This window comes from Pediococcus siamensis, assembly GCF_047220215.1.
GTDB classification, from domain to species: Bacteria; Bacillota; Bacilli; order Lactobacillales; family Lactobacillaceae; genus Pediococcus; species Pediococcus siamensis.
The window spans coordinates 1,358,544-1,376,712 of the sequence record NZ_CP178375.1; the positions used below are offsets into that span (position 1 = coordinate 1,358,544).

Here is an 18,169-nt window from a genome sequence, read left to right on the forward strand (position 1 = left end):
CGACGCCGACACCTGCTGCGACGGACTTTACTTTAGCCAAATTTGTTAAACATCTTGCTCATTAGAAAACAAAAAAACAGAATCAAGATCAATTTCAAATCTTGATTCTGACGATTCCTACTCAGCGTTGCCAAAGTCAATCACAGTCTTCGACCAAATTTCCGTATTGTCAATTTGTTCCTGTGCTTGCTGCGTTGAATTGGCTTCGACCAAGGCGTAACCCGCGCGAGTATTCTTTTCAGTCGTTTTATTTTGCGCATACAGATGGAAATACCAATTATTCTTAATATTCCACTGCGTCCGTAAATCTTCCATCTGGCTTTTATCGAAATTAACCATAATCGTTGGCACAAACAGCTTAATGTCACTTAACGGCATCCCTGCAATAGCCCGCAGATGTTGATCAAACACACTCACATTCGTTGCCCGATTAAAAATATAACCGGGGCGGTGAATGGCTGGCACAACACGTTTAACGTAGATATCTTCGCTGTCCGTAACGGCAAACGAAATTTCAAAGACCCCCACGTATTCAAGGCCATCGGCAATTTCATTTGTAATACGCAGCAACTCATTTTGCACCCGGTCAGATACCGCCGCTGGAACGATGGTTTCCACCAAGTGATCTTCTGCATAAACGTTCTCGGCAATCGGGAAAATTTTACGCTCGCCATTTTGTCCTTGAACAATTGTCATGACTAATTCTTGTTTGCTGGGGATGGTCGATTCCAAAATGTAAGTCTGCTCATTTAGAAGATCGGAAGCTTGTGGAATATCAGTCTGCGTATTGATGCGCAATTCTTTACGGTCCCCAAAATTCTTTTGAATTGGCTTCAAAAGGCTTGGATAACCAATTGAATTAATCGACTCATAAATGTCACTTAAACTAATCACCGTCGCGTAGGGTGCTGAATTTAAGTTGAGTTGATCAAAGAATGCCCGTTCAATCAAACGATCCTGCGTTACTTCTAAGCCATTAGTGCCTTGCGGGATCTTGGTAAACTGTTCTAAGTATTTGATGGTTTGAACGTCAACTTCATCAGATTCATAAATCACAGAATCACATTTTTCACCAAATTCACGCAACTTATTGCCATCATTGGGGGCACCCACAATGTAAACATCAGCTAATTGCATGGTTTCGCTCACTTCATTGGCACCGTATGCAATGACACGCAGACCCAATCGGCGGGCTGCCGTGATCAGCTGCGACCCGTTCGTGCTGTCACCAATTATTCCGATGGTGTTGCCAGGATATAGTGTTGCATTATTTGAAACTGTCATTTAACCCACCCATTCTTACACACTCCGCAGAGTGACTTTTTCTTTGCCCGTTTATAGGTTCTCTATATTTAATCTTACTGTTGTCATTCTTAGTTGGCAAGCAATTTTGCCGAGTTTTTGGATTAATTTGCAAATTGGACCTGTCCGTTTTCCAAACTGCTGATTTGTGCCAGTGCTTCTAGTTGAATATCACGTTTTGTGATAATATCGCGTCCTTTTTGGAACGTCTTTTCAATTACAATGCCAATCCCTTGTACCTGAATCTGAGCCGCATCAGCAATGGTAAGGAGTCCCTCAACTGCTTGTCCATTCGCGAGGAAATCATCAATAATCAAAACACTGTCATTTGGTTCTATAAACCGTTTGGCAATCGAGATTTTATTAGTGGTTTGTTTGGTATACGAATACACATCTGCAGTATACAAGTCATCTGTTAAGGTAAGGCTCTTGTGTTTGCGCGCGAAAATAACCGGCACATGTAAGGCTAGTCCCGTCATTACCGCAGGTGCAATTCCGGAAGACTCGACTGTCAAGATTTTTGTAACCGGTTTGTCAGCAAAACGCTTAGCAAACTCCTTGCCCACGGCAGACATTAATTCAGGATCAACCTGATGATTTAAAAAGCTATCCACTTTTAAAACGTTGTGCGGTAAAACAATACCCTCTTGACGAATACGATCTTCTAATAATTTCAAAATAGTGCCTCCTAAGCAAATTTAGTTGGGTCTACACTTTCTGGTATTGGTGAATAACTGATACCAGTTTTTATTTTGAAAAAAAAAAGGACATTTGCCCTCTTTGTGTTACGATTTAATCGCCTAATAAAATCGAAAAGAGGAAAAACAAATGTCCCTAACTAATTCTATCCTAAGCCTATTCGAAATAACAGACCCTAATTTAACTGTAACTGAGATTACTAAGGAACATTATCCCAATGGGCAACACGTTCATGTCGTTCACGCTATCCTTTCCTATCAACTTTTAAAATGTCCTCATTGTGGCCATAAATCTCTAATCAAAAATGGAACTCACATTGGCCATCTAAGATTGGGAACCTTATCAGGTGGACGTTATGAGATGCAGCTAAAACGACAAAGATATCAATGTAAACGGTGTTTAAAAACCTGTGGTGCTCAAACTAACCTCGTTAAACGTAATGAAACTTTTACGCATAATGTGAAACATCAAGTAATTGTTCTGGCTCGGGATATGCTGACCAGTAAAGAAATCGCTAAGATTTGTGGGATTTCACCAAGTAGTGTTCAACGCATTTTAAATGCGAATATTCACTTAGCTTATCGTGTTAAAACACTCCCCCAAAATCTTTGTTTTGATGAATTCCGTTCCTGTAATCATCTAATGTCCTTTAACTGTTGCGATGCCGTTAGTCATCGCCGCATTGTGATTCTTAAGGATCGCCTTAGTAAGGATATCATTGATTACTTTGAAGCTCGCTATTCAGTTCAAGAACGTATGAAAGTTCAAACAATCACCGTTGATATGAATGCTGAGTATGCTGGCTTTATTCATCGGTTATTTCCTAAGGCAATAACCATCATTGACCGTTTCCACATTATTCAACTTGCCGGTCGGGCACTGGATAACGAACGTACACGTGTGATCCATACTTTTCAAGATAAGCATTCCCGAGTTTATCGCATTCTAAAATCTCAATGGCGTTTGTTCCATTTGGCAGAAGAAAAGGTCAATGATACTAAACTTATCTATTTACACGGTATCAACGAATACATGACCCAACAGAACGCCATTGACCTAGCCTTAGATGAATTTCCAGAATTTAAAACTGTGTATCAAACCTATCAAGGAATTCTAACAGCCATTCAACAAAAAGATGCGGTTGGATTTAAAACCTTGATTGCCAACTACAAGGCGGCTGGCAACCAAATGGATATTACTATCTCAACTTTAATAAAGAATGGTCCTGCTGTTCTCAATAGTTGTCGTTATCCGTATTCCAACGGTCCTATTGAAGGACTAAATCGTAAAATTAAGGTGTTAAAGCGTAGCTGTTTTGGTTTTCAAAATATTCATAACTTTTTCATTCGTATCAGTTTAATTTATGCGTAAACAAAAAAAGCACATTCACCGAAGTGAACATGCTTTTCAAAAATCTCCACCAATACAATTTGACAGAGACCCATTTAGTTTTGGTCATATTTTTGGAGCTGATAGGTTTGAATCAAATTGATAAGCTTTTCGGGATAATCCGGATCGGTCGCATATCCCGCCGTATACAGGGCTTGGGCAGCTGCCTTATAATTTTTAGCTTGCAATACACTTTGATACTGATTGCGATTCCAGTTGGTTCCGTTCACAAATAATAAGGTATGATCTTTGACGGAGTCTTGCCAATTGTTGTAAACCCGAAAACGCGCGGTCACCGTTATCCATTTACCATTCACAAACTCTTGGGTTTTCATTTCTTTGGTTGTCTGGTAAATGGTCCCCTTAATCCCAAAGTAATTATTGTAGGATTTTGATAGTTGGCTAGTGCCCCAATCGGATTCTAAGATCGCTTGAGCAATCGTAATACTTGGTAAAATTCCGTAACGACGGTGCATCTTTTGTGCATATGGCGCAATTGTTTTAATAAATTTTTGATGACTCATATCAGCATCCAACTCGCTAGTAGGTGAATTTGAGGTGGAAAAAGAAAGTTTGGGAACAACCTGTGCAACTAAGACGATGAACATTCCCAAAATTAAAATAAGCGAAATGACCCCTGATAATTGCAATTTACCTCGTTTAAATAAAAAATTATTCTTTCTGCGTTTCTTTTTTTTCGCCAAATTCATCCATCTTTCTACTTAAATCTAAAAAGTTTCTGGCTATTCAAATCTTTGCCGGCCAATCTTGGTATATTTAAGAAGTGGCGTTGCAATCAACGGGACCAGGATGCCAGCCGCAATTGCTTCCGGAATTCCGTTGGTCCCCGCAACGAGTAAAATGTACGGCGTCAAGGCTTTGAAGTTAATGGCACTTAAAACTGCCGAACCATTGCTATAAAATAAGGCAATTCCGCCAAGAACCAAAACTGTATTCACAAGTGCGCCGAAAACCCCGCTGACTGCTAGTGACAGCCCTAGTTTAGCTTGATGCTTAACCAAGCGACTGAACAGCCATCCGGCTAACAGCCCGATCAAAATCCTAGGCACTACCGAAATCAATGGATTGACCATCACAATGTTCCCCAGTGCACTAGAGGTCACCGTGAGGGCACGAATCCAGTCGACAATTCCCCAAACACCACCAACCAAAGCACCATCTAGCGGTCCCAAAACAACAGCGGCAATGATGACCGTAATGTGAATGGTTGTTACGTTTAGTGGTCCGACCGGTAAATAACCAATCATTGGCACATAGTTTTGTAAAATAATAATTGCGGCAAAAAGACCCAAAATACTGATACGGCTAGCTGAACTGCTCTTCCCCATTTTTGTCCCTCGCAAGATTGTAAGTCTTTTAGTTTCTTAATTGTTAAAAAACATTATATCATGAAACCGACAGAAAATTTAAGCACATGAACTTTTATAAGGAGTTGTTAAGATTTGGAAAACCTTTTGATTTTACCGCACAATTCAGAGCTGGATTTTTCGGCTTATCGCCAGTTAGGCGTTAATGTTTTTACAACAGAGACAATTAAGCCAAAAGACTACGCGGCCGTGACGATCATGCTAGGATGGCAGAATCCTCTTTCAGAAACTATTCTAAATACCCCCAACGCCAATCTAAAATGGGTTCAAACAATCAGTGCAGGTGTCGATTATTTGCCCTTATCACAATTAAAAGAACACCACATTCTGGTTACCAACATGAGCGGTGTCCACGCAACCCCTATTTCACAAACGGTATTACTATATGCCTTATATTTTATGCGTGACCTGCCCCAAGTGCTAGTCAATAATCATAAACGCTATTGGACACCCCAAAAAGCCTTTGAAAATGCCTTTACCTTAGATCAATTAAATTGGACAATTTTTGGAACCGGTCATATTGGGCGTGAATTGGCCCGCGTGTTAAAACCATTCGGTACCCATGTCGTGGGGGTAAACCGAACGGGCCATCCCGCAGAAAACTTCGAGCAAACTTTTGCACAAGCTAATTGGCGGGCTGCCATTAAAGATGCCGATATTGTGGTTAACATTATGCCCTTAACCGCTGAAACAACCCATTTTTTTGACCACACGTTTTTCGAAGCTTTGCATAACTTATACTTATTTATGAATGTGGGCCGCGGTAAATCGGTGGCCACCGATGCGTTACTAGTGGCCCTGCAGAACCAAAACGTGTTGCACGCTGCCCTTGACGTTTTTGAGACGGAACCACTAGAAGAGAGCAGTTCTTTATGGCAAACACCAAACGTTTTGATCACCCCCCACTACTCTGCACAACGAAATCAAATCGGTGCGGCTTGGCATCAGATCTTTTTGGCAAACTTACAGAAGTTTCTGACACATGACAAGCACTTAAAAAATGTTGTGAATTTTGATCAGGGCTATTAAAAAAGAATCAAAACAATTGTCCTGATTCCATTTTTTCTTATCCGATTTTAAATTACTATTGTGGGTTAAAAGTCCACTTCTAAGTAGCTAGTTCCTGGCTTTAAACGAGCAGTCAATCGCTGGGTTACCTGCTTAGAACTAAAATCGACTTTTAGCCCACTTTTTTAGTCCTCCTCATTTTGACGCGCAATGCTGTGTGAAAAGCCGTAACTAAAGTAAATTACTAAGCCAATCACCAGCCAAATACCGAACATCATCCAAGTGAAGGAAGCCAACTGCAACATCAAGTAGGCACATGCAGCGAATGATAATAACGGAATCACCGGATAAAACGGAACTTTAAACGATTTTGGCAAATTACGGAATTTTTTATCACTGCGTAAAAAGACCACCCCCAGTGAAACCATTGCGAATGCAAATAGGGTACCGATATTAACCAACTCCGCAATTTTACTCAGCGGGATAATTCCCGCAAAAATACTGGCAATCAACCCAAAAATCCAGGTATTAATAACCGGCACGTGCGTTTTGGGATTCAGTTTGTGTAAAACATGGGGCAATAAACCATCCCGGCTGATCGCAAAAATTAAACGGGTTCCCCCATAAGACATCACAATTAGAACTGTGGTCATTCCCACAACTGCCCCCAGCGAGACAATGCCTGCTACCCAATTTTGTTTGATAAGGTGTAACGCCAAAGCAACTGGATCAGCAACGTTTAATTTAGTGTAATGAACAACCCCCACTAAAACAACGGAAAGTGAGATGTACAAAACTGAAGCCACAATTAATGAGGAAACAATACCAATTGGCATATCACGCTTAGGATTTTTGACCTCTTCGGAAGCCGTGGAGACCGCGTCAAAACCGATATAGGCATAGAAAGCCACTGCTGCCCCTCTGACAACGCCTTTAAACCCAAAAGGTAAAATTGGATTGTAGTTTGCCGGACGCACATAAAAGACCGCGACAACGATGAATAACAGGATGACAGCTATTTTTAAGATCACCATCACTGCATTGACCCGTGCTGATTCGCGCACGCCCTGGACCAGCAAATAAGCAATGATCATAGTAATCACGAAAGCCGGCAAATCAAACAGCGCGTGCGGACTGCCTGCCGTACCATAAGCAGCCCGAAAAATTTCTGGAAGGTGAAGATGAAAGCCAGCCAGTATGTTCTGAAAATAAGCTGACCAACTTACCGCAACCGAAGAAACCGCAAATAGATATTCTGAGATTAACGACCAGCCTAAAATCCACGCAAGTAATTCCCCGAAAACCGTATAAATGTAAGTATACGCACTCCCTGCCAAAGGAATCGTTGACGAAAATTCCGAATAGCAAAGTGCCGCCAAAGAACAGACGACCGCCGCCAACAGGTAGGATAACCAGACCCCAGGGCCACTATACATCGCAGCAATAATCCCTGGGGTGATAAAAATTCCCGCACCAACAATGGCACCAACCCCCATAGTGGTGAGACTGAACGCATTTAATGACTTCTCAAGTCCTGTCTTTTGAAACATATCAGTATTAACTTCTTTACGCACAAACAAATCACTAAACTTACTTCTTTTTGGCATAATTCAGCTCCTATCAAATGGGAATTCTATGAAACATAATGATTAATTCTAATCATTATTTAAGAATATGTCAATTTCCAGTTTCTGATTATTTACAAAATGGACTCATTTCAAGACCCCTATTCGTCTTCAAAACGCGCTAAATCACGCATGATTGTTTGCAGCCAATCCCGATACCCCGTCTCTCGTTCAATAGCATGCCGTAAGACAAGGGCGTGGCCGTAACTCGTCAAAATTTGGTTTTGGTTTGGAAATTTTTGGGCAAATTGCTTCTTTAGATGCGCCAATTTCGCCTCATGATAACCCAGTTGAGTTCGAATCATAGGAGGCAATAATTCCGAATGCGGATCATCTACAAAAAATAGTTTCAGCAGAAATTCATCATGCGCCCCATCCATTTCAGCGGGAGTGGCTAACCAATCCATAAACTGTTCTCGTCCCTTTGCCGTAATCGCGTATTCCTTTTTCTGCAATTTTTGTCCCACCGTAATCAAACGATGGCTAATAAGTTGCGCCGCTTCCATTCGTTTAAGTAAGGGATAAATTTGGCTATGATTAGCATTCCAAAATTCGCCGATATCAGAATCAAATGATTTTGTAAGATCATAGCCGGTCTGATTTTTGGTATTTAACAATCCCAACAAAATGTATTTCAATCGATTTTTTTGCGCCACAGTCTTTCCTCCTTGACGGTTTCTTAAAAAGATTGTAACATGAAAGAGTTCATTAAAACATGTAATTAAATACATGTATTTATGAACTTATATTTTAAGGAGGATTTTCAAATGACAAAAGAATTCAAAACTTTAGATGACTTTTTGGGCACCCATTTTATTTATACTTATGATAACGGCTGGGAATATGAATGGTACGCCAAAAACGACCATACAGTAGATTACCGCATCCACGGCGGCATGGTTGCCGGCCGCTGGGTAAAAGATCAGGAAGCTAATATTGTGATGTTGGTTCCAGGCATTTATAAGGTTGCTTGGACAGAACCAACGGGTACTGATGTGGCATTGGACTTTGTCCCGAATGAAAAGAAACTTAATGGCACAATTTTCTTCCCACGCTGGGTCCAAGAACATCCCGAAATCACAGTAACTTATCAAAACGACCATATTGATTTGATGGAAGCCTCACGGGAAAAATACGAAACTTATCCTAAATTAGTAGTTCCAGAATTTGCCCACATCACTTATATGGGAGATGCCGGTCAGAACAACGAAGACGTAATCAGTGAAGCACCTTATCCTGAGCTTCCTGACGACATTCGCGCCGGTAAATATTTTGACGAAAATTACAAACGCATTCGCAAATAATCATCTTCAATACTAGCAACTTAGATCAGCTGAAATGAATTTCGGCTGATCTTTTTTTGAAAAAGAAAAAAACACCTTCCATAACTGGAAAGTGTTTGAAACATTTCGATATATCTTAACGTTTTGAGAATTGACCTGCTTTACGAGCCTTTTTAAGACCGTATTTCTTACGTTCCTTCATACGAGGGTCACGAGTTAAGAGACCAGCACGTTTTAAAGGTGTACGGAAATCTGGGTCAACATCAAGCAATGCACGTGCAATTCCATGACGGATGGCACCTGATTGACCAGAGAAACCACCACCATTAACATTTACAAGAACGTCGTAGTTACCAGTTGTTTCAGTAACTTCAAATGGTTGAACAACAACTTGACGTAAGTTAGCAAATGGAATGTATTGTTCAATAGGTTTGTCATTTACAGTAATTTTACCTGTGCCCGGTACAAGACGTACACGTGCAACAGAGTTTTTACGGCGACCTGTGCCGCGATATTGTGCTTCTGCCAAAGTTCGTTTCCTCCTTAAATTAAGTTCGTGATGTCAAGCTTTTCAGGTTGTTGAGCTTGTTGATCATGTTCTGAGCCAGCATAGACATGTAATTTGAGTCCCATCTTATGACCCAACGAGTTATGAGGAAGCATTCCCTTAACTGAAGTCTCAATTAATTTTTCAGGAGTCTTATCACGCATTTCTCCAGCAGTCTTTGATTTCAAACCACCTGGATGATTTGAGTGGTGATAATAAATTTTATCTGTTGCTTTACGGCCTGTCAATTTGACGTTTGCTGCATTCACAACGATCACGTAATCACCTGTATCAACGTTTGGTGTGAATGTTGGTTTGTTTTTACCACGTAAAATAGCTGCAACTGTACTTGCTAAGCGTCCCAAAGGAACATCTGTGGCATCGACCACGTACCATTTGCGTTCTACTTCGCCTGGTTTTGCTAAATATGTTGTACGCACTTGTATTTCCTCCAATTTCTGTTTTGTTTAACTCAACTTAAATAAGTTTCCGGGGCTTATTTGTGGAGGTAAACAATACCAAGTTCAATTCTACTAATTACCTTCACTAAAGTCAATCCTCATTTCTCAAATTCTGCCGGATAATAAACTTTTTTTAAATATAGCCCACTTGCCGGTGCCGTCTGACGTGCCTCATTACGATCCTTAGCCGCAATTAAGCGAGAAATGTCGTGTACAGGCCGCTTGCCGCTCCCAATCTCAATCAGGACAGCAACCATAATGCGCACCATATTATAGAGAAAACCACTCCCATAAAACTCAAAAACTACTTCGTTTTCCTGGGCATTGTACGTGGCGGTTGCTTCATAAATTTCGCGAATGTTTGTTTTCGTGTGTCCTCCTGACGCGCAAAACGTCGTAAAATCATGTTTGCCCAGCAAATCAGGGAGAGCTGTTTGAATAGCAGTGATGTCTAAAGGAAACTTCCAGTGACCTGTATAATGCCGTTTAAAAGGATCCACAAATTCACCTAACGCCAAACGATAACAATAGCGTTTACCTTTCGTGCCGTAACGCGCATGAAAGGCTTCTGAAACCTGCTGGACCGCAAGTACTTCCACATCAAGTGGGAGAATACTGTTTAGCGCATGCAGCATCGCGTTATTGGCCAAATTAAACGGAATGTCAAAATGAACCACCTGCCCTAAAGCGTGCACGCCAGCATCCGTTCGTCCAGATCCATAAACTTTAATTAGTTTAGCCGGCTCTTTGGCTATTTTATTCACTGCGCGCTCCAAAACGCCTTCAACGGTACGCTGATGCGGTTGTTTTTGAAAGCCCGCAAAATTGGTTCCGTCATAAGCAATAGTTATTTTATAGCGATACATAAAAACCTCCTAAAAGAATCGCAGGGCAAATACAACAACCGTCATTAGCAGATAGACTAAAGTCGCAATCGTGTCGCGAATCCCCCACTTTAATAGGCGATACTTGGTTCGTCCGCTTCCGCCTTGATAGCCGCGGGCTTCCATTGCTGTCGCTAAGTCTTCAGCCCGGTTAAACGCACTCACAAATAATGGAATTAAAATCGGAATAATTTTCTTAATCCGTACCACGATGTTTCCGGTCCCAAAATCAACGCCCCGTGCGCGCTGTGCATTCATAATGGTTTCCGTTTCATCCATCAACGTTGGTACAAAGCGTAAGGCAATTGACAGCATCAAAGCCACCTCATAGACGGGAAAATGTAACTTTTCCAATGGCTTTAAAAGCGACTCAATGGCATCGGAAATCTGAATTGGTGAGGTCGATAAGGTCAACAAAGTTGAAATCAAAATAATCAACGTAAACCGCACAAAGATATAGGCTGCATTTAAGAGGCCTAAACTTGTGATCGAAAAAATACCCCACTGCCAGTATACTTGACCACCAGTACCAAAGAAAATCTGAATAACCATTGTAAACACAATGATCCAGATTAACGGCAAAACGCCATCCACAAAGAGCTTCAGATTAATCTTTGAAGCCCAAATACTGAGAAATGCGACCGCCGTCATGACCAGATAAATCCACCAATTATTCGCAAAGAAAATGACAATCACATATAGAAAACTAAGTACCAATTTTGCGCGCGGATCCATTTGATGCACAAAAGAGGTTTGCGGAATATAACGTCCAAATAATAGTTTATTCATCTAGCTGTCCCTCCGCACGATAACTTGTGGCTAGAGCATCGGCAAGCTCATCTTCTGTTAGGGGTAATTGATCAAAATGAAACCCTTGTTTTTCCATTTCAAAGGCAAATTCAGTACTCGCCGGCACATCCAATTGCTTCGCATGCAGCCAGGCAACATCGGCGAAAACTTCTCGCGGGTGTCCTTCTTTGACAATTCTACCGTGCTCCATGACAATTGCATGATCGGCATAGTTAGCGACATCTTCCATTTGATGCGTTACTAAGACAACAGTGAAATGTTGCGATTTCTGCAATTGCAAAAAAAGCTGCATGATCTCGCGTCGCCCTTGCGGATCCAGTCCTGCTGTCGGTTCGTCCAGCACCAGTACTTGCGGTTGCATAGCTAAAACGCCGGCAATTGCCACACGCCGCATTTGTCCGCCTGATAATTCAAACGGTGAGCGGTTCAATAGGGTTTTAGGGAGACCAACCAAATCCGCCATTTGTTGGGCAAGCTTTGTTGCTTGATCAGGCGTTGCCCCAAAATTTTCAGGGCCAAAAGCAATATCTTTAACCACAGTATCCGCAAATAACTGTTTTTCTGGAAACTGGAAAACAATGCCGACCTTTTTGCGTAACGGTCGTAAGTTTTTATTACTAGTTTCACTGGTGATTTGTGTTTCATCAATCACAACCGTCCCAGATGTCGGTTTTATCAGCGCATTCAAATGCTGTAAGAAAGTGGATTTTCCGCTTCCGGTATGCCCGATTAAGGCTGTAAAGGACCCGTCCTCAATCCTAGTCGAAATCTCATGTAAGGCTTGATATTCAAAGGGCGTCCCCGGTTGGTACGTATAGTTTACGCTTTTAAAAGTGATTGGCATAGCCACGCCACCAGCCCTTTCTCATCAAAATAAGTGGATGGTACTTGAATTCCCCGTTGTTGTAAAGCCTTTTTGAGGCGCTCGGGATAAGGAACATCAAGTCCTAACTTTAAGAGCAACTCACTATTTGTATAAACAGTTTCGGGCGCTCCCGTTTCGACAATGTGACCATCATTTAAGACAATTACCTTATCTGCGCCGATCGTTTCATCCATCTCATGCGTAATCGATAGCACCGTGATTCCAAGGCGTTGCTTCAAACGTTTGATCACCCCCAAGATTTCACGACGGCCAATAGGGTCTAACATACTAGTTGCCTCATCCAAAATGATGACTTTTGGTTGCATAGCAATGACACCCGCCAAGGCCACCCTTTGCTTTTGACCACCAGACAGTTGATCCGGCTGTTTATGGCGAAATTCGGTCATTTGAACTTGCGCTAACGCGTGATTAACCCGTTCTTTCATTTCTTGATGAGGAACTGCCAAGTTCTCAAGTCCAAAAGCCACATCATCTTCAACCGTGGCGCCCACAAATTGATTATCAGGATTTTGAAAAATCATGCCAATGCGACTCCGCACTTGCCATACGTTCTCTGGGGTTAATTGAATGCCGTCAACCCAGATTGTGCCTTCCTTAAAATCAATCAACCCGTCTAAAGCACGAGCTAGCGTACTTTTACCACTACCGTTATGCCCTACGATGGCGACCCAACTGCCATTGGTAATCGAAAAAGAGACATCACTCAAAGCATTTTGCTTGTTTTGAGGATAGGTATAGGTTAAGTGCGAAACTTTGATTACTTCATTCATCCGTTAACATTCCTTCGTTTGGTATTTTTTCTATTTTAACACAACCCAAACTTGCACCCCAGCTTCACTGTTTTGGGTCTACACTTTCTGGTATTGGTGAATAACTGATACCAGTTTTTATTTTGAAAAAAAAAAGGACATTTGCCCTCTTTGTGTTACGATTTAATCGCCTAATAAAATCGAAAAGAGGAAAAACAAATGTCCCTAACTAATTCTATCCTAAGCCTATTCGAAATAACAGACCCTAATTTAACTGTAACTGAGATTACTAAGGAACATTATCCCAATGGGCAACACGTTCATGTCGTTCACGCTATCCTTTCCTATCAACTTTTAAAATGTCCTCATTGTGGCCATAAATCTCTAATCAAAAATGGAACTCACATTGGCCATCTAAGATTGGGAACCTTATCAGGTGGACGTTATGAGATGCAGCTAAAACGACAAAGATATCAATGTAAACGGTGTTTAAAAACCTGTGGTGCTCAAACTAACCTCGTTAAACGTAATGAAACTTTTACGCATAATGTGAAACATCAAGTAATTGTTCTGGCTCGGGATATGCTGACCAGTAAAGAAATCGCTAAGATTTGTGGGATTTCACCAAGTAGTGTTCAACGCATTTTAAATGCGAATATTCACTTAGCTTATCGTGTTAAAACACTCCCCCAAAATCTTTGTTTTGATGAATTCCGTTCCTGTAATCATCTAATGTCCTTTAACTGTTGCGATGCCGTTAGTCATCGCCGCATTGTGATTCTTAAGGATCGCCTTAGTAAGGATATCATTGATTACTTTGAAGCTCGCTATTCAGTTCAAGAACGTATGAAAGTTCAAACAATCACCGTTGATATGAATGCTGAGTATGCTGGCTTTATTCATCGGTTATTTCCTAAGGCAATAACCATCATTGACCGTTTCCACATTATTCAACTTGCCGGTCGGGCACTGGATAACGAACGTACACGTGTGATCCATACTTTTCAAGATAAGCATTCCCGAGTTTATCGCATTCTAAAATCTCAATGGCGTTTGTTCCATTTGGCAGAAGAAAAGGTCAATGATACTAAACTTATCTATTTACACGGTATCAACGAATACATGACCCAACAGAACGCCATTGACCTAGCCTTAGATGAATTTCCAGAATTTAAAACTGTGTATCAAACCTATCAAGGAATTCTAACAGCCATTCAACAAAAAGATGCGGTTGGATTTAAAACCTTGATTGCCAACTACAAGGCGGCTGGCAACCAAATGGATATTACTATCTCAACTTTAATAAAGAATGGTCCTGCTGTTCTCAATAGTTGTCGTTATCCGTATTCCAACGGTCCTATTGAAGGACTAAATCGTAAAATTAAGGTGTTAAAGCGTAGCTGTTTTGGTTTTCAAAATATTCATAACTTTTTCATTCGTATCAGTTTAATTTATGCGTAAACAAAAAAAGCACATTCACCGAAGTGAACATGCTTTTCAAAAATCTCCACCAATACAATTTGACAGAGACCCACTGTTTTATGTAAAGACAAAAAAATCACTGAAAAGAAGTGATAGTTAATATTTGCTATTAACCGTGGGCTAGACTCGGAAAAATTCTCCACCATCATTACACCCTACCACAACTTTTAGTGATAAATTTGTTAATTCAAAAATTTGAACTCAATCTGAAGATTTAGTCAACAAACTCCAAGATAACCATTGGTGCAGCGTCTCCGCGGCGAGGCATTGTCTTAAGAATTCGTGTATAACCACCTTTACGGTCAGCATAACGCGTTGATAAATCACCAAACAATTTCTGAAGAGCTGAAGTAACTTTTACATCGTCACCATCTTCAGTAACATCAGCGACAACATTACGAAGAAAAGCAGCTGCTTGACGACGTGCATGTAAATCTCCACGTTTACCTAAAGTAATCATTTTTTCGGTAGTTGATCGTACTTCTTTGGCACGTGCTTCAGTTGTGACAATTTTTTCATTAACAATTAAGTTAGTAGTTAAGTCACGAAGCAAAGCCTTGCGTTGTGAACTTGTACGACCTAATTTACGATAGCCCATGAATGGAAACCCTCCTTATAATTAGTCTTCATTACGTAATGAAAGTCCGAGATCAGCTAATTTAACCTTAACTTCTTCAAGGGATTTGCGTCCCAGGTTTCTGACTTTCATCATCTGTGCTTCAGTTTTGTCAGTTAATTCCTGAACAGTATTGATTCCAGCACGTTTCAAACAATTGTATGAACGGACAGATAAATCAAGCTCTTCAATGGACATTTCCAACATTTTTTCTTTATGTGTTTCTTCCTTTTCGACCATGATTTCAGCTTCTTGAGCTTCATCTGTTAAGTTTACAAACAAAGCCAAGTGTTCCGTAAGGATTTTTGCTGAAAGACTGGTAGCCTCACTTGGACTGATTGAACCATCTGTCCAAACATCCAAAGTAAGTTTATCATAGTCATTCCGCTGACCAACACGTGTATTTTCAACTTGATAGTTGACACGCTCGATTGGGGTATAAATGGAATCGATTGGAAGAACACCAATTGGCATATCATCCTTGCGAGCCTTATTTTCATCAGCCGAAACATAACCACGACCAGTATCAGCTGTTAACACGGCATGAAAGGTAACGCCATCGGCAACGGTACAAATATACTGATCCGGATTAAGGATCTCAACATCACTGTCGCCTTGGATGTCACCAGCAGTAACTGTTGCTGGTCCCTTAACATTAATTTCCAAAGATTTCTCGTCATCACTTTCAATCTTTAAAGAAACCTTCTTAATGTTTAAGATGATTTGTGTGACATCTTCAACTACGCCTTCAATTGTTGAAAACTCATGAAGAACGCCATCAATTTGAATGCTTGTAACCGCTGCACCCGGCAATGATGACAACAAAATACGACGAAGGGAATTGCCTAAGGTTGTGCCGTAACCACGTTCGAGCGGTTCAACGACAAACTTGCCGTAATTTTCATTCTCATCAATCTTATGAATGTTTGGTTTTTCAAATTCGATCATTCTAATCTTTACCCCTTTCAAAACGCGTTGTGCATTTTAACTTTGCATGCATCATGAAGTTAGCCCTCAAAAAAATTGACGCACTATACACGACGGCGCTTTGGAGGACGAGAACCATTATGAGGAACTGGTGTCACATCGCGAATAGCAGTGACTTCTAATCCAGTAGATTGAAGTGCACGAATTGCAGCTTCACGACCAGAACCAGGACCCTTAACAGCAACTTCAACGGATTTCATTCCATGTTCCATTGCTGCTTTTGCTGCAGCTTCTGAAGCCATTTGAGCAGCGAATGGAGTCGATTTACGACTACCCTTGAAGCCCAAAGAACCTGCTGATGACCATGCAACAGCATTTCCTTGAGGATCTGTAATCATAACTAAGGTATTATTAAAAGTTGAGTGAATATGTGCTACACCAGCTTCGATATTCTTTCTTACTCGACGTTTACGAGAAGTCTTTCTGGTTGCCAATATGCTAGCCTCCTTTATTTATTATTTCTTTCTTCCGGCGATGGAAACTTTCTTGCCTTTACGAGTACGTGCGTTGTTCTTCGTGTTTTGTCCACGAACGGGTAAACCACGACGATGACGCATGCCACGATATGAACCAATTTCTTGGAGACGTTTGATATCAAGGCTTACAGAACGACGAAGGTCACCTTCAACACGGTAGTTATCTACCTGTGCACGGACTTTATCTTCATCATCTGCTGAAAGGTCACGAACACGGACGTCTTCTGAAACGCCAGCATCCTTCAAAATCTTTTTAGCAGTAGTATTTCCGATACCAAAAATGTATGTTAAACCGATCACGATTCGCTTATCACGTGGTAAATCAACACCTGCAATACGAGCCATTAAATTTCACCTCCAGATTAATTATTTTCCTTGACGCTGTTTATGTTTTGGATTTGCTGAGCAAATAACCATAACGCGTCCTTTACGTTTAATTACTTTACAATGTTCGCACATTGGTTTTACTGATGGACGTACTTTCATGAATAATTCCTCCTAAAAACGTTAAAAACTTATCTGAAACGATAGGTAATACGACCCTTAGTAAGGTCATATGGCGACATTTCCACAGTTACCCTATCTCCCGGAAGAATCCGAATATAATGCATACGAATCTTACCAGAAACGTGTGCTAATATTTCATGACCGTTTTCGAGTTCCACTTTAAACATCGCATTTGGTAAAGTTTCTTTTACCTTACCTTCAATTTCAATGACATTATCTTTTGCCACTAAATGTGCCTCCCATTTGACTGTTCTTTTTCTTTGTTATACAAACGTCTTCCGTTCAGTGCTTACTTATTTTAAAAAGGACGATAAGCTAAACCTGAACAAGTTTACCATAAGGTAATTTCATTTGCAAATAAACAAAATTAACTGGCAATAATGAACAGGCATCCATTAAATAGCTCGTAACACCTTTTGAATTTCTTTATACACATCGTCAATATCTTGATCACCGTTAACCGTGTACAATAAGTTTTTCTTATTATAAAAATCAACAAGTGGTGTATTTAACTTTGTGTTAACTTCAATACGATTTTTAACGGTTTCAGGCTTATCATCTTCACGCTGATAAAATTCATGGTGTCCACAAACATCACAAGTACCTTCAACCTTGGGTGGATTATACAACTTGTGGTATGTTGCCCCACAGTTCTTGCAAATAAAACGCCCTGACAAACGTTCAACCAATACCGCAGGTTCAACATGGATGTTGATAACCGCATTGATTGGTTTTTCCAGTTTGTCCGTCATTTTTTCCAAAGCGTTGGCTTGTTCAAGATTACGTGGATAACCATCTAGCATAAAGCCGGAATTGGTATCATCTTCTGAAAGCCGATCTTCGACAATGCCATCTGTCACTGAGTCAGGAACCAAGTTACCTTGATCGATATACTTTTTAGCTTCCAAGCCCATCTCCGTGCCATTTTTCATTGCTGCGCGAAAAATATCACCAGTTGAGATATGCGGAATCTTAAATTCATCAACAATCTTTTGGGCTTGCGTGCCTTTACCAGCACCTGGCAAACCCATTAAGACAAGATTTAATGTTGTCATCTTGCTTACCTCCAT

General features: G+C 40.7%; 23 protein-coding genes. 4 read left to right on the top strand and 19 right to left on the bottom strand.

Features of this window, described 5'->3' with window-relative positions:
* Positions 1-117 precede the first annotated feature (117 nt).
* A complete protein-coding gene (locus tag ACLJJ6_RS06565) occupies positions 118-1,284 on the bottom strand; it encodes an ATP-grasp domain-containing protein (RefSeq protein ID WP_412988422.1) in 1,167 nt (388 codons plus the stop codon).
* Between the two features lie 122 nt (positions 1,285-1,406).
* On the bottom strand, positions 1,407-1,979 hold the full coding sequence (locus ACLJJ6_RS06570; RefSeq protein WP_412988424.1) for a xanthine phosphoribosyltransferase: 573 nt from the start codon (positions 1,977-1,979) through the stop codon (positions 1,407-1,409).
* A gap of 151 nt (positions 1,980-2,130) precedes the next feature.
* On the opposite strand from ACLJJ6_RS06570, the gene ACLJJ6_RS06575 reads away from it, so the two are divergent.
* Positions 2,131-3,372 carry an ISL3 family transposase gene (locus ACLJJ6_RS06575; protein ID WP_412988180.1) on the top strand — a complete coding sequence of 414 codons (1,242 nt, stop codon included), beginning with the start codon at positions 2,131-2,133 and terminating at the stop codon, positions 3,370-3,372.
* 74 nt (positions 3,373-3,446) lie between these two features.
* Here ACLJJ6_RS06575 and ACLJJ6_RS06580 read toward each other — a convergent pair whose 3' ends face one another.
* The gene (locus ACLJJ6_RS06580) at positions 3,447-3,998 is read right to left on the bottom strand and encodes a glycoside hydrolase family 73 protein (protein WP_412990448.1); all 552 of its coding nucleotides are present in this window, start codon (positions 3,996-3,998) and stop codon (positions 3,447-3,449) included.
* A 135-nt stretch (positions 3,999-4,133) separates the two neighbouring features.
* Positions 4,134-4,739, bottom strand: a complete 606-nt coding sequence (locus ACLJJ6_RS06585) for an ECF transporter S component (protein ID WP_412988425.1) — start codon at positions 4,737-4,739, stop codon at positions 4,134-4,136.
* 114 nt (positions 4,740-4,853) lie between these two features.
* Here ACLJJ6_RS06585 and ACLJJ6_RS06590 point away from each other — a divergent pair, with 114 nt between their 5' ends.
* Positions 4,854-5,807 (top strand): NAD(P)-dependent oxidoreductase, encoded by a 954-nt coding sequence (locus ACLJJ6_RS06590; RefSeq protein ID WP_412988427.1) that lies wholly within the window; start codon positions 4,854-4,856, stop codon positions 5,805-5,807.
* 164 nt (positions 5,808-5,971) lie between these two features.
* Here ACLJJ6_RS06590 and ACLJJ6_RS06595 read toward each other — a convergent pair whose 3' ends face one another.
* Both ACLJJ6_RS06595 and ACLJJ6_RS06600 read right to left on the bottom strand, forming a co-directional pair.
* Positions 5,972-7,393: an amino acid permease gene (locus ACLJJ6_RS06595; RefSeq protein ID WP_412988429.1), complete on the bottom strand. Its 1,422-nt coding sequence runs from the start codon at positions 7,391-7,393 to the stop codon at positions 5,972-5,974.
* A gap of 119 nt (positions 7,394-7,512) precedes the next feature.
* Complete coding sequence (locus tag ACLJJ6_RS06600) at positions 7,513-8,067, bottom strand: PadR family transcriptional regulator (RefSeq protein ID WP_412988431.1); 555 nt, start codon at positions 8,065-8,067, stop codon at positions 7,513-7,515.
* A 111-nt stretch (positions 8,068-8,178) separates the two neighbouring features.
* Between ACLJJ6_RS06600 and ACLJJ6_RS06605 the strand changes: the two genes are divergently transcribed.
* Positions 8,179-8,715: a phenolic acid decarboxylase gene (locus ACLJJ6_RS06605; RefSeq protein ID WP_412988433.1), complete on the top strand. Its 537-nt coding sequence runs from the start codon at positions 8,179-8,181 to the stop codon at positions 8,713-8,715.
* Between the two features lie 115 nt (positions 8,716-8,830).
* On the opposite strand, the gene rpsI is transcribed toward ACLJJ6_RS06605, so the two are convergent.
* From rpsI to ACLJJ6_RS06635, 6 genes are all read right to left on the bottom strand, one after another.
* Entirely contained in the window at positions 8,831-9,223 is a 393-nt protein-coding gene (gene rpsI, locus ACLJJ6_RS06610; protein WP_412988434.1) for a 30S ribosomal protein S9, read from the bottom strand.
* Positions 9,224-9,237: 14 nt separating this feature from the next.
* Positions 9,238-9,681 (bottom strand): 50S ribosomal protein L13, encoded by a 444-nt coding sequence (gene rplM, locus ACLJJ6_RS06615; protein ID WP_412988436.1) that lies wholly within the window; start codon positions 9,679-9,681, stop codon positions 9,238-9,240.
* Positions 9,682-9,800: 119 nt separating this feature from the next.
* The gene (gene truA / locus ACLJJ6_RS06620) at positions 9,801-10,568 is read right to left on the bottom strand and encodes a tRNA pseudouridine(38-40) synthase TruA (RefSeq protein ID WP_412988437.1); all 768 of its coding nucleotides are present in this window, start codon (positions 10,566-10,568) and stop codon (positions 9,801-9,803) included.
* A gap of 9 nt (positions 10,569-10,577) precedes the next feature.
* Entirely contained in the window at positions 10,578-11,375 is a 798-nt protein-coding gene (locus tag ACLJJ6_RS06625) for an energy-coupling factor transporter transmembrane component T family protein (protein WP_412988439.1), read from the bottom strand.
* The gene (locus ACLJJ6_RS06630) at positions 11,368-12,240 is read right to left on the bottom strand and encodes an energy-coupling factor ABC transporter ATP-binding protein (RefSeq protein WP_412988441.1); all 873 of its coding nucleotides are present in this window, start codon (positions 12,238-12,240) and stop codon (positions 11,368-11,370) included. The genes ACLJJ6_RS06625 and ACLJJ6_RS06630 overlap by 8 nt, the downstream gene beginning before the upstream one ends.
* The gene (locus ACLJJ6_RS06635) at positions 12,216-13,052 is read right to left on the bottom strand and encodes an energy-coupling factor ABC transporter ATP-binding protein (RefSeq protein WP_412988443.1); all 837 of its coding nucleotides are present in this window, start codon (positions 13,050-13,052) and stop codon (positions 12,216-12,218) included. Before ACLJJ6_RS06635 ends, ACLJJ6_RS06630 begins: the two co-directional genes overlap by 25 nt.
* 198 nt (positions 13,053-13,250) lie before the next feature.
* On the opposite strand from ACLJJ6_RS06635, the gene ACLJJ6_RS06640 reads away from it, so the two are divergent.
* Positions 13,251-14,492, top strand: a complete 1,242-nt coding sequence (locus ACLJJ6_RS06640; protein ID WP_412988180.1) for an ISL3 family transposase — start codon at positions 13,251-13,253, stop codon at positions 14,490-14,492.
* Positions 14,493-14,727: 235 nt separating this feature from the next.
* Here the strand turns inward: ACLJJ6_RS06640 and rplQ are convergent, their stop codons facing one another.
* The 7 genes from rplQ to ACLJJ6_RS06675 form a co-directional block, all read right to left on the bottom strand.
* Positions 14,728-15,111: a 50S ribosomal protein L17 gene (gene rplQ / locus ACLJJ6_RS06645; protein WP_412988444.1), complete on the bottom strand. Its 384-nt coding sequence runs from the start codon at positions 15,109-15,111 to the stop codon at positions 14,728-14,730.
* 21 nt (positions 15,112-15,132) lie between these two features.
* Positions 15,133-16,077 carry a DNA-directed RNA polymerase subunit alpha gene (locus ACLJJ6_RS06650; protein ID WP_412988446.1) on the bottom strand — a complete coding sequence of 315 codons (945 nt, stop codon included), beginning with the start codon at positions 16,075-16,077 and terminating at the stop codon, positions 15,133-15,135.
* A gap of 83 nt (positions 16,078-16,160) precedes the next feature.
* Positions 16,161-16,550, bottom strand: a complete 390-nt coding sequence (gene rpsK / locus ACLJJ6_RS06655; RefSeq protein WP_057751209.1) for a 30S ribosomal protein S11 — start codon at positions 16,548-16,550, stop codon at positions 16,161-16,163.
* Between the two features lie 21 nt (positions 16,551-16,571).
* Complete coding sequence (gene rpsM / locus ACLJJ6_RS06660) at positions 16,572-16,937, bottom strand: 30S ribosomal protein S13 (RefSeq protein WP_057751206.1); 366 nt, start codon at positions 16,935-16,937, stop codon at positions 16,572-16,574.
* Positions 16,938-16,958: 21 nt separating this feature from the next.
* On the bottom strand, positions 16,959-17,078 hold the full coding sequence (gene rpmJ, locus ACLJJ6_RS06665) for a 50S ribosomal protein L36 (protein WP_011668476.1): 120 nt from the start codon (positions 17,076-17,078) through the stop codon (positions 16,959-16,961).
* 29 nt (positions 17,079-17,107) lie between these two features.
* A complete protein-coding gene (gene infA, locus ACLJJ6_RS06670) occupies positions 17,108-17,326 on the bottom strand; it encodes a translation initiation factor IF-1 (protein ID WP_057751203.1) in 219 nt (72 codons plus the stop codon).
* Positions 17,327-17,494: 168 nt separating this feature from the next.
* Positions 17,495-18,154 carry an adenylate kinase gene (locus ACLJJ6_RS06675; RefSeq protein WP_412988450.1) on the bottom strand — a complete coding sequence of 220 codons (660 nt, stop codon included), beginning with the start codon at positions 18,152-18,154 and terminating at the stop codon, positions 17,495-17,497.
* Positions 18,155-18,169 lie beyond the last annotated feature (15 nt).

Excerpts from the sequence above, each read along its gene's own strand:
- ACLJJ6_RS06630 (WP_412988441.1), bottom strand. The coding sequence starts at position 12,240 with ATGCCAATCACTTTTAAAAGCGTAAACTATACGTACCAACCGGGGACG.
- ACLJJ6_RS06585 (WP_412988425.1), bottom strand. The coding sequence starts at position 4,739 with ATGGGGAAGAGCAGTTCAGCTAGCCGTATCAGTATTTTGGGTCTTTTT.
- ACLJJ6_RS06650 (WP_412988446.1), bottom strand. The coding sequence starts at position 16,077 with ATGATCGAATTTGAAAAACCAAACATTCATAAGATTGATGAGAATGAA.
- ACLJJ6_RS06625 (WP_412988439.1), bottom strand. The coding sequence starts at position 11,375 with ATGAATAAACTATTATTTGGACGTTATATTCCGCAAACCTCTTTTGTG.
- ACLJJ6_RS06575 (WP_412988180.1), top strand. The coding sequence starts at position 2,131 with ATGTCCCTAACTAATTCTATCCTAAGCCTATTCGAAATAACAGACCCT.
- rplQ (WP_412988444.1), bottom strand. The coding sequence starts at position 15,111 with ATGGGCTATCGTAAATTAGGTCGTACAAGTTCACAACGCAAGGCTTTG.
- truA (WP_412988437.1), bottom strand. The coding sequence starts at position 10,568 with ATGTATCGCTATAAAATAACTATTGCTTATGACGGAACCAATTTTGCG.
- ACLJJ6_RS06675 (WP_412988450.1), bottom strand. The coding sequence starts at position 18,154 with ATGACAACATTAAATCTTGTCTTAATGGGTTTGCCAGGTGCTGGTAAA.
- ACLJJ6_RS06635 (WP_412988443.1), bottom strand. The coding sequence starts at position 13,052 with ATGAATGAAGTAATCAAAGTTTCGCACTTAACCTATACCTATCCTCAA.
- ACLJJ6_RS06580 (WP_412990448.1), bottom strand. The coding sequence starts at position 3,998 with ATGTTCATCGTCTTAGTTGCACAGGTTGTTCCCAAACTTTCTTTTTCC.
- ACLJJ6_RS06605 (WP_412988433.1), top strand. The coding sequence starts at position 8,179 with ATGACAAAAGAATTCAAAACTTTAGATGACTTTTTGGGCACCCATTTT.
- rpmJ (WP_011668476.1), bottom strand. The coding sequence starts at position 17,078 with ATGAAAGTACGTCCATCAGTAAAACCAATGTGCGAACATTGTAAAGTA.
- rpsM (WP_057751206.1), bottom strand. The coding sequence starts at position 16,937 with ATGGCTCGTATTGCAGGTGTTGATTTACCACGTGATAAGCGAATCGTG.
- ACLJJ6_RS06595 (WP_412988429.1), bottom strand. The coding sequence starts at position 7,393 with ATGCCAAAAAGAAGTAAGTTTAGTGATTTGTTTGTGCGTAAAGAAGTT.
- ACLJJ6_RS06565 (WP_412988422.1), bottom strand. The coding sequence starts at position 1,284 with ATGACAGTTTCAAATAATGCAACACTATATCCTGGCAACACCATCGGA.
- ACLJJ6_RS06640 (WP_412988180.1), top strand. The coding sequence starts at position 13,251 with ATGTCCCTAACTAATTCTATCCTAAGCCTATTCGAAATAACAGACCCT.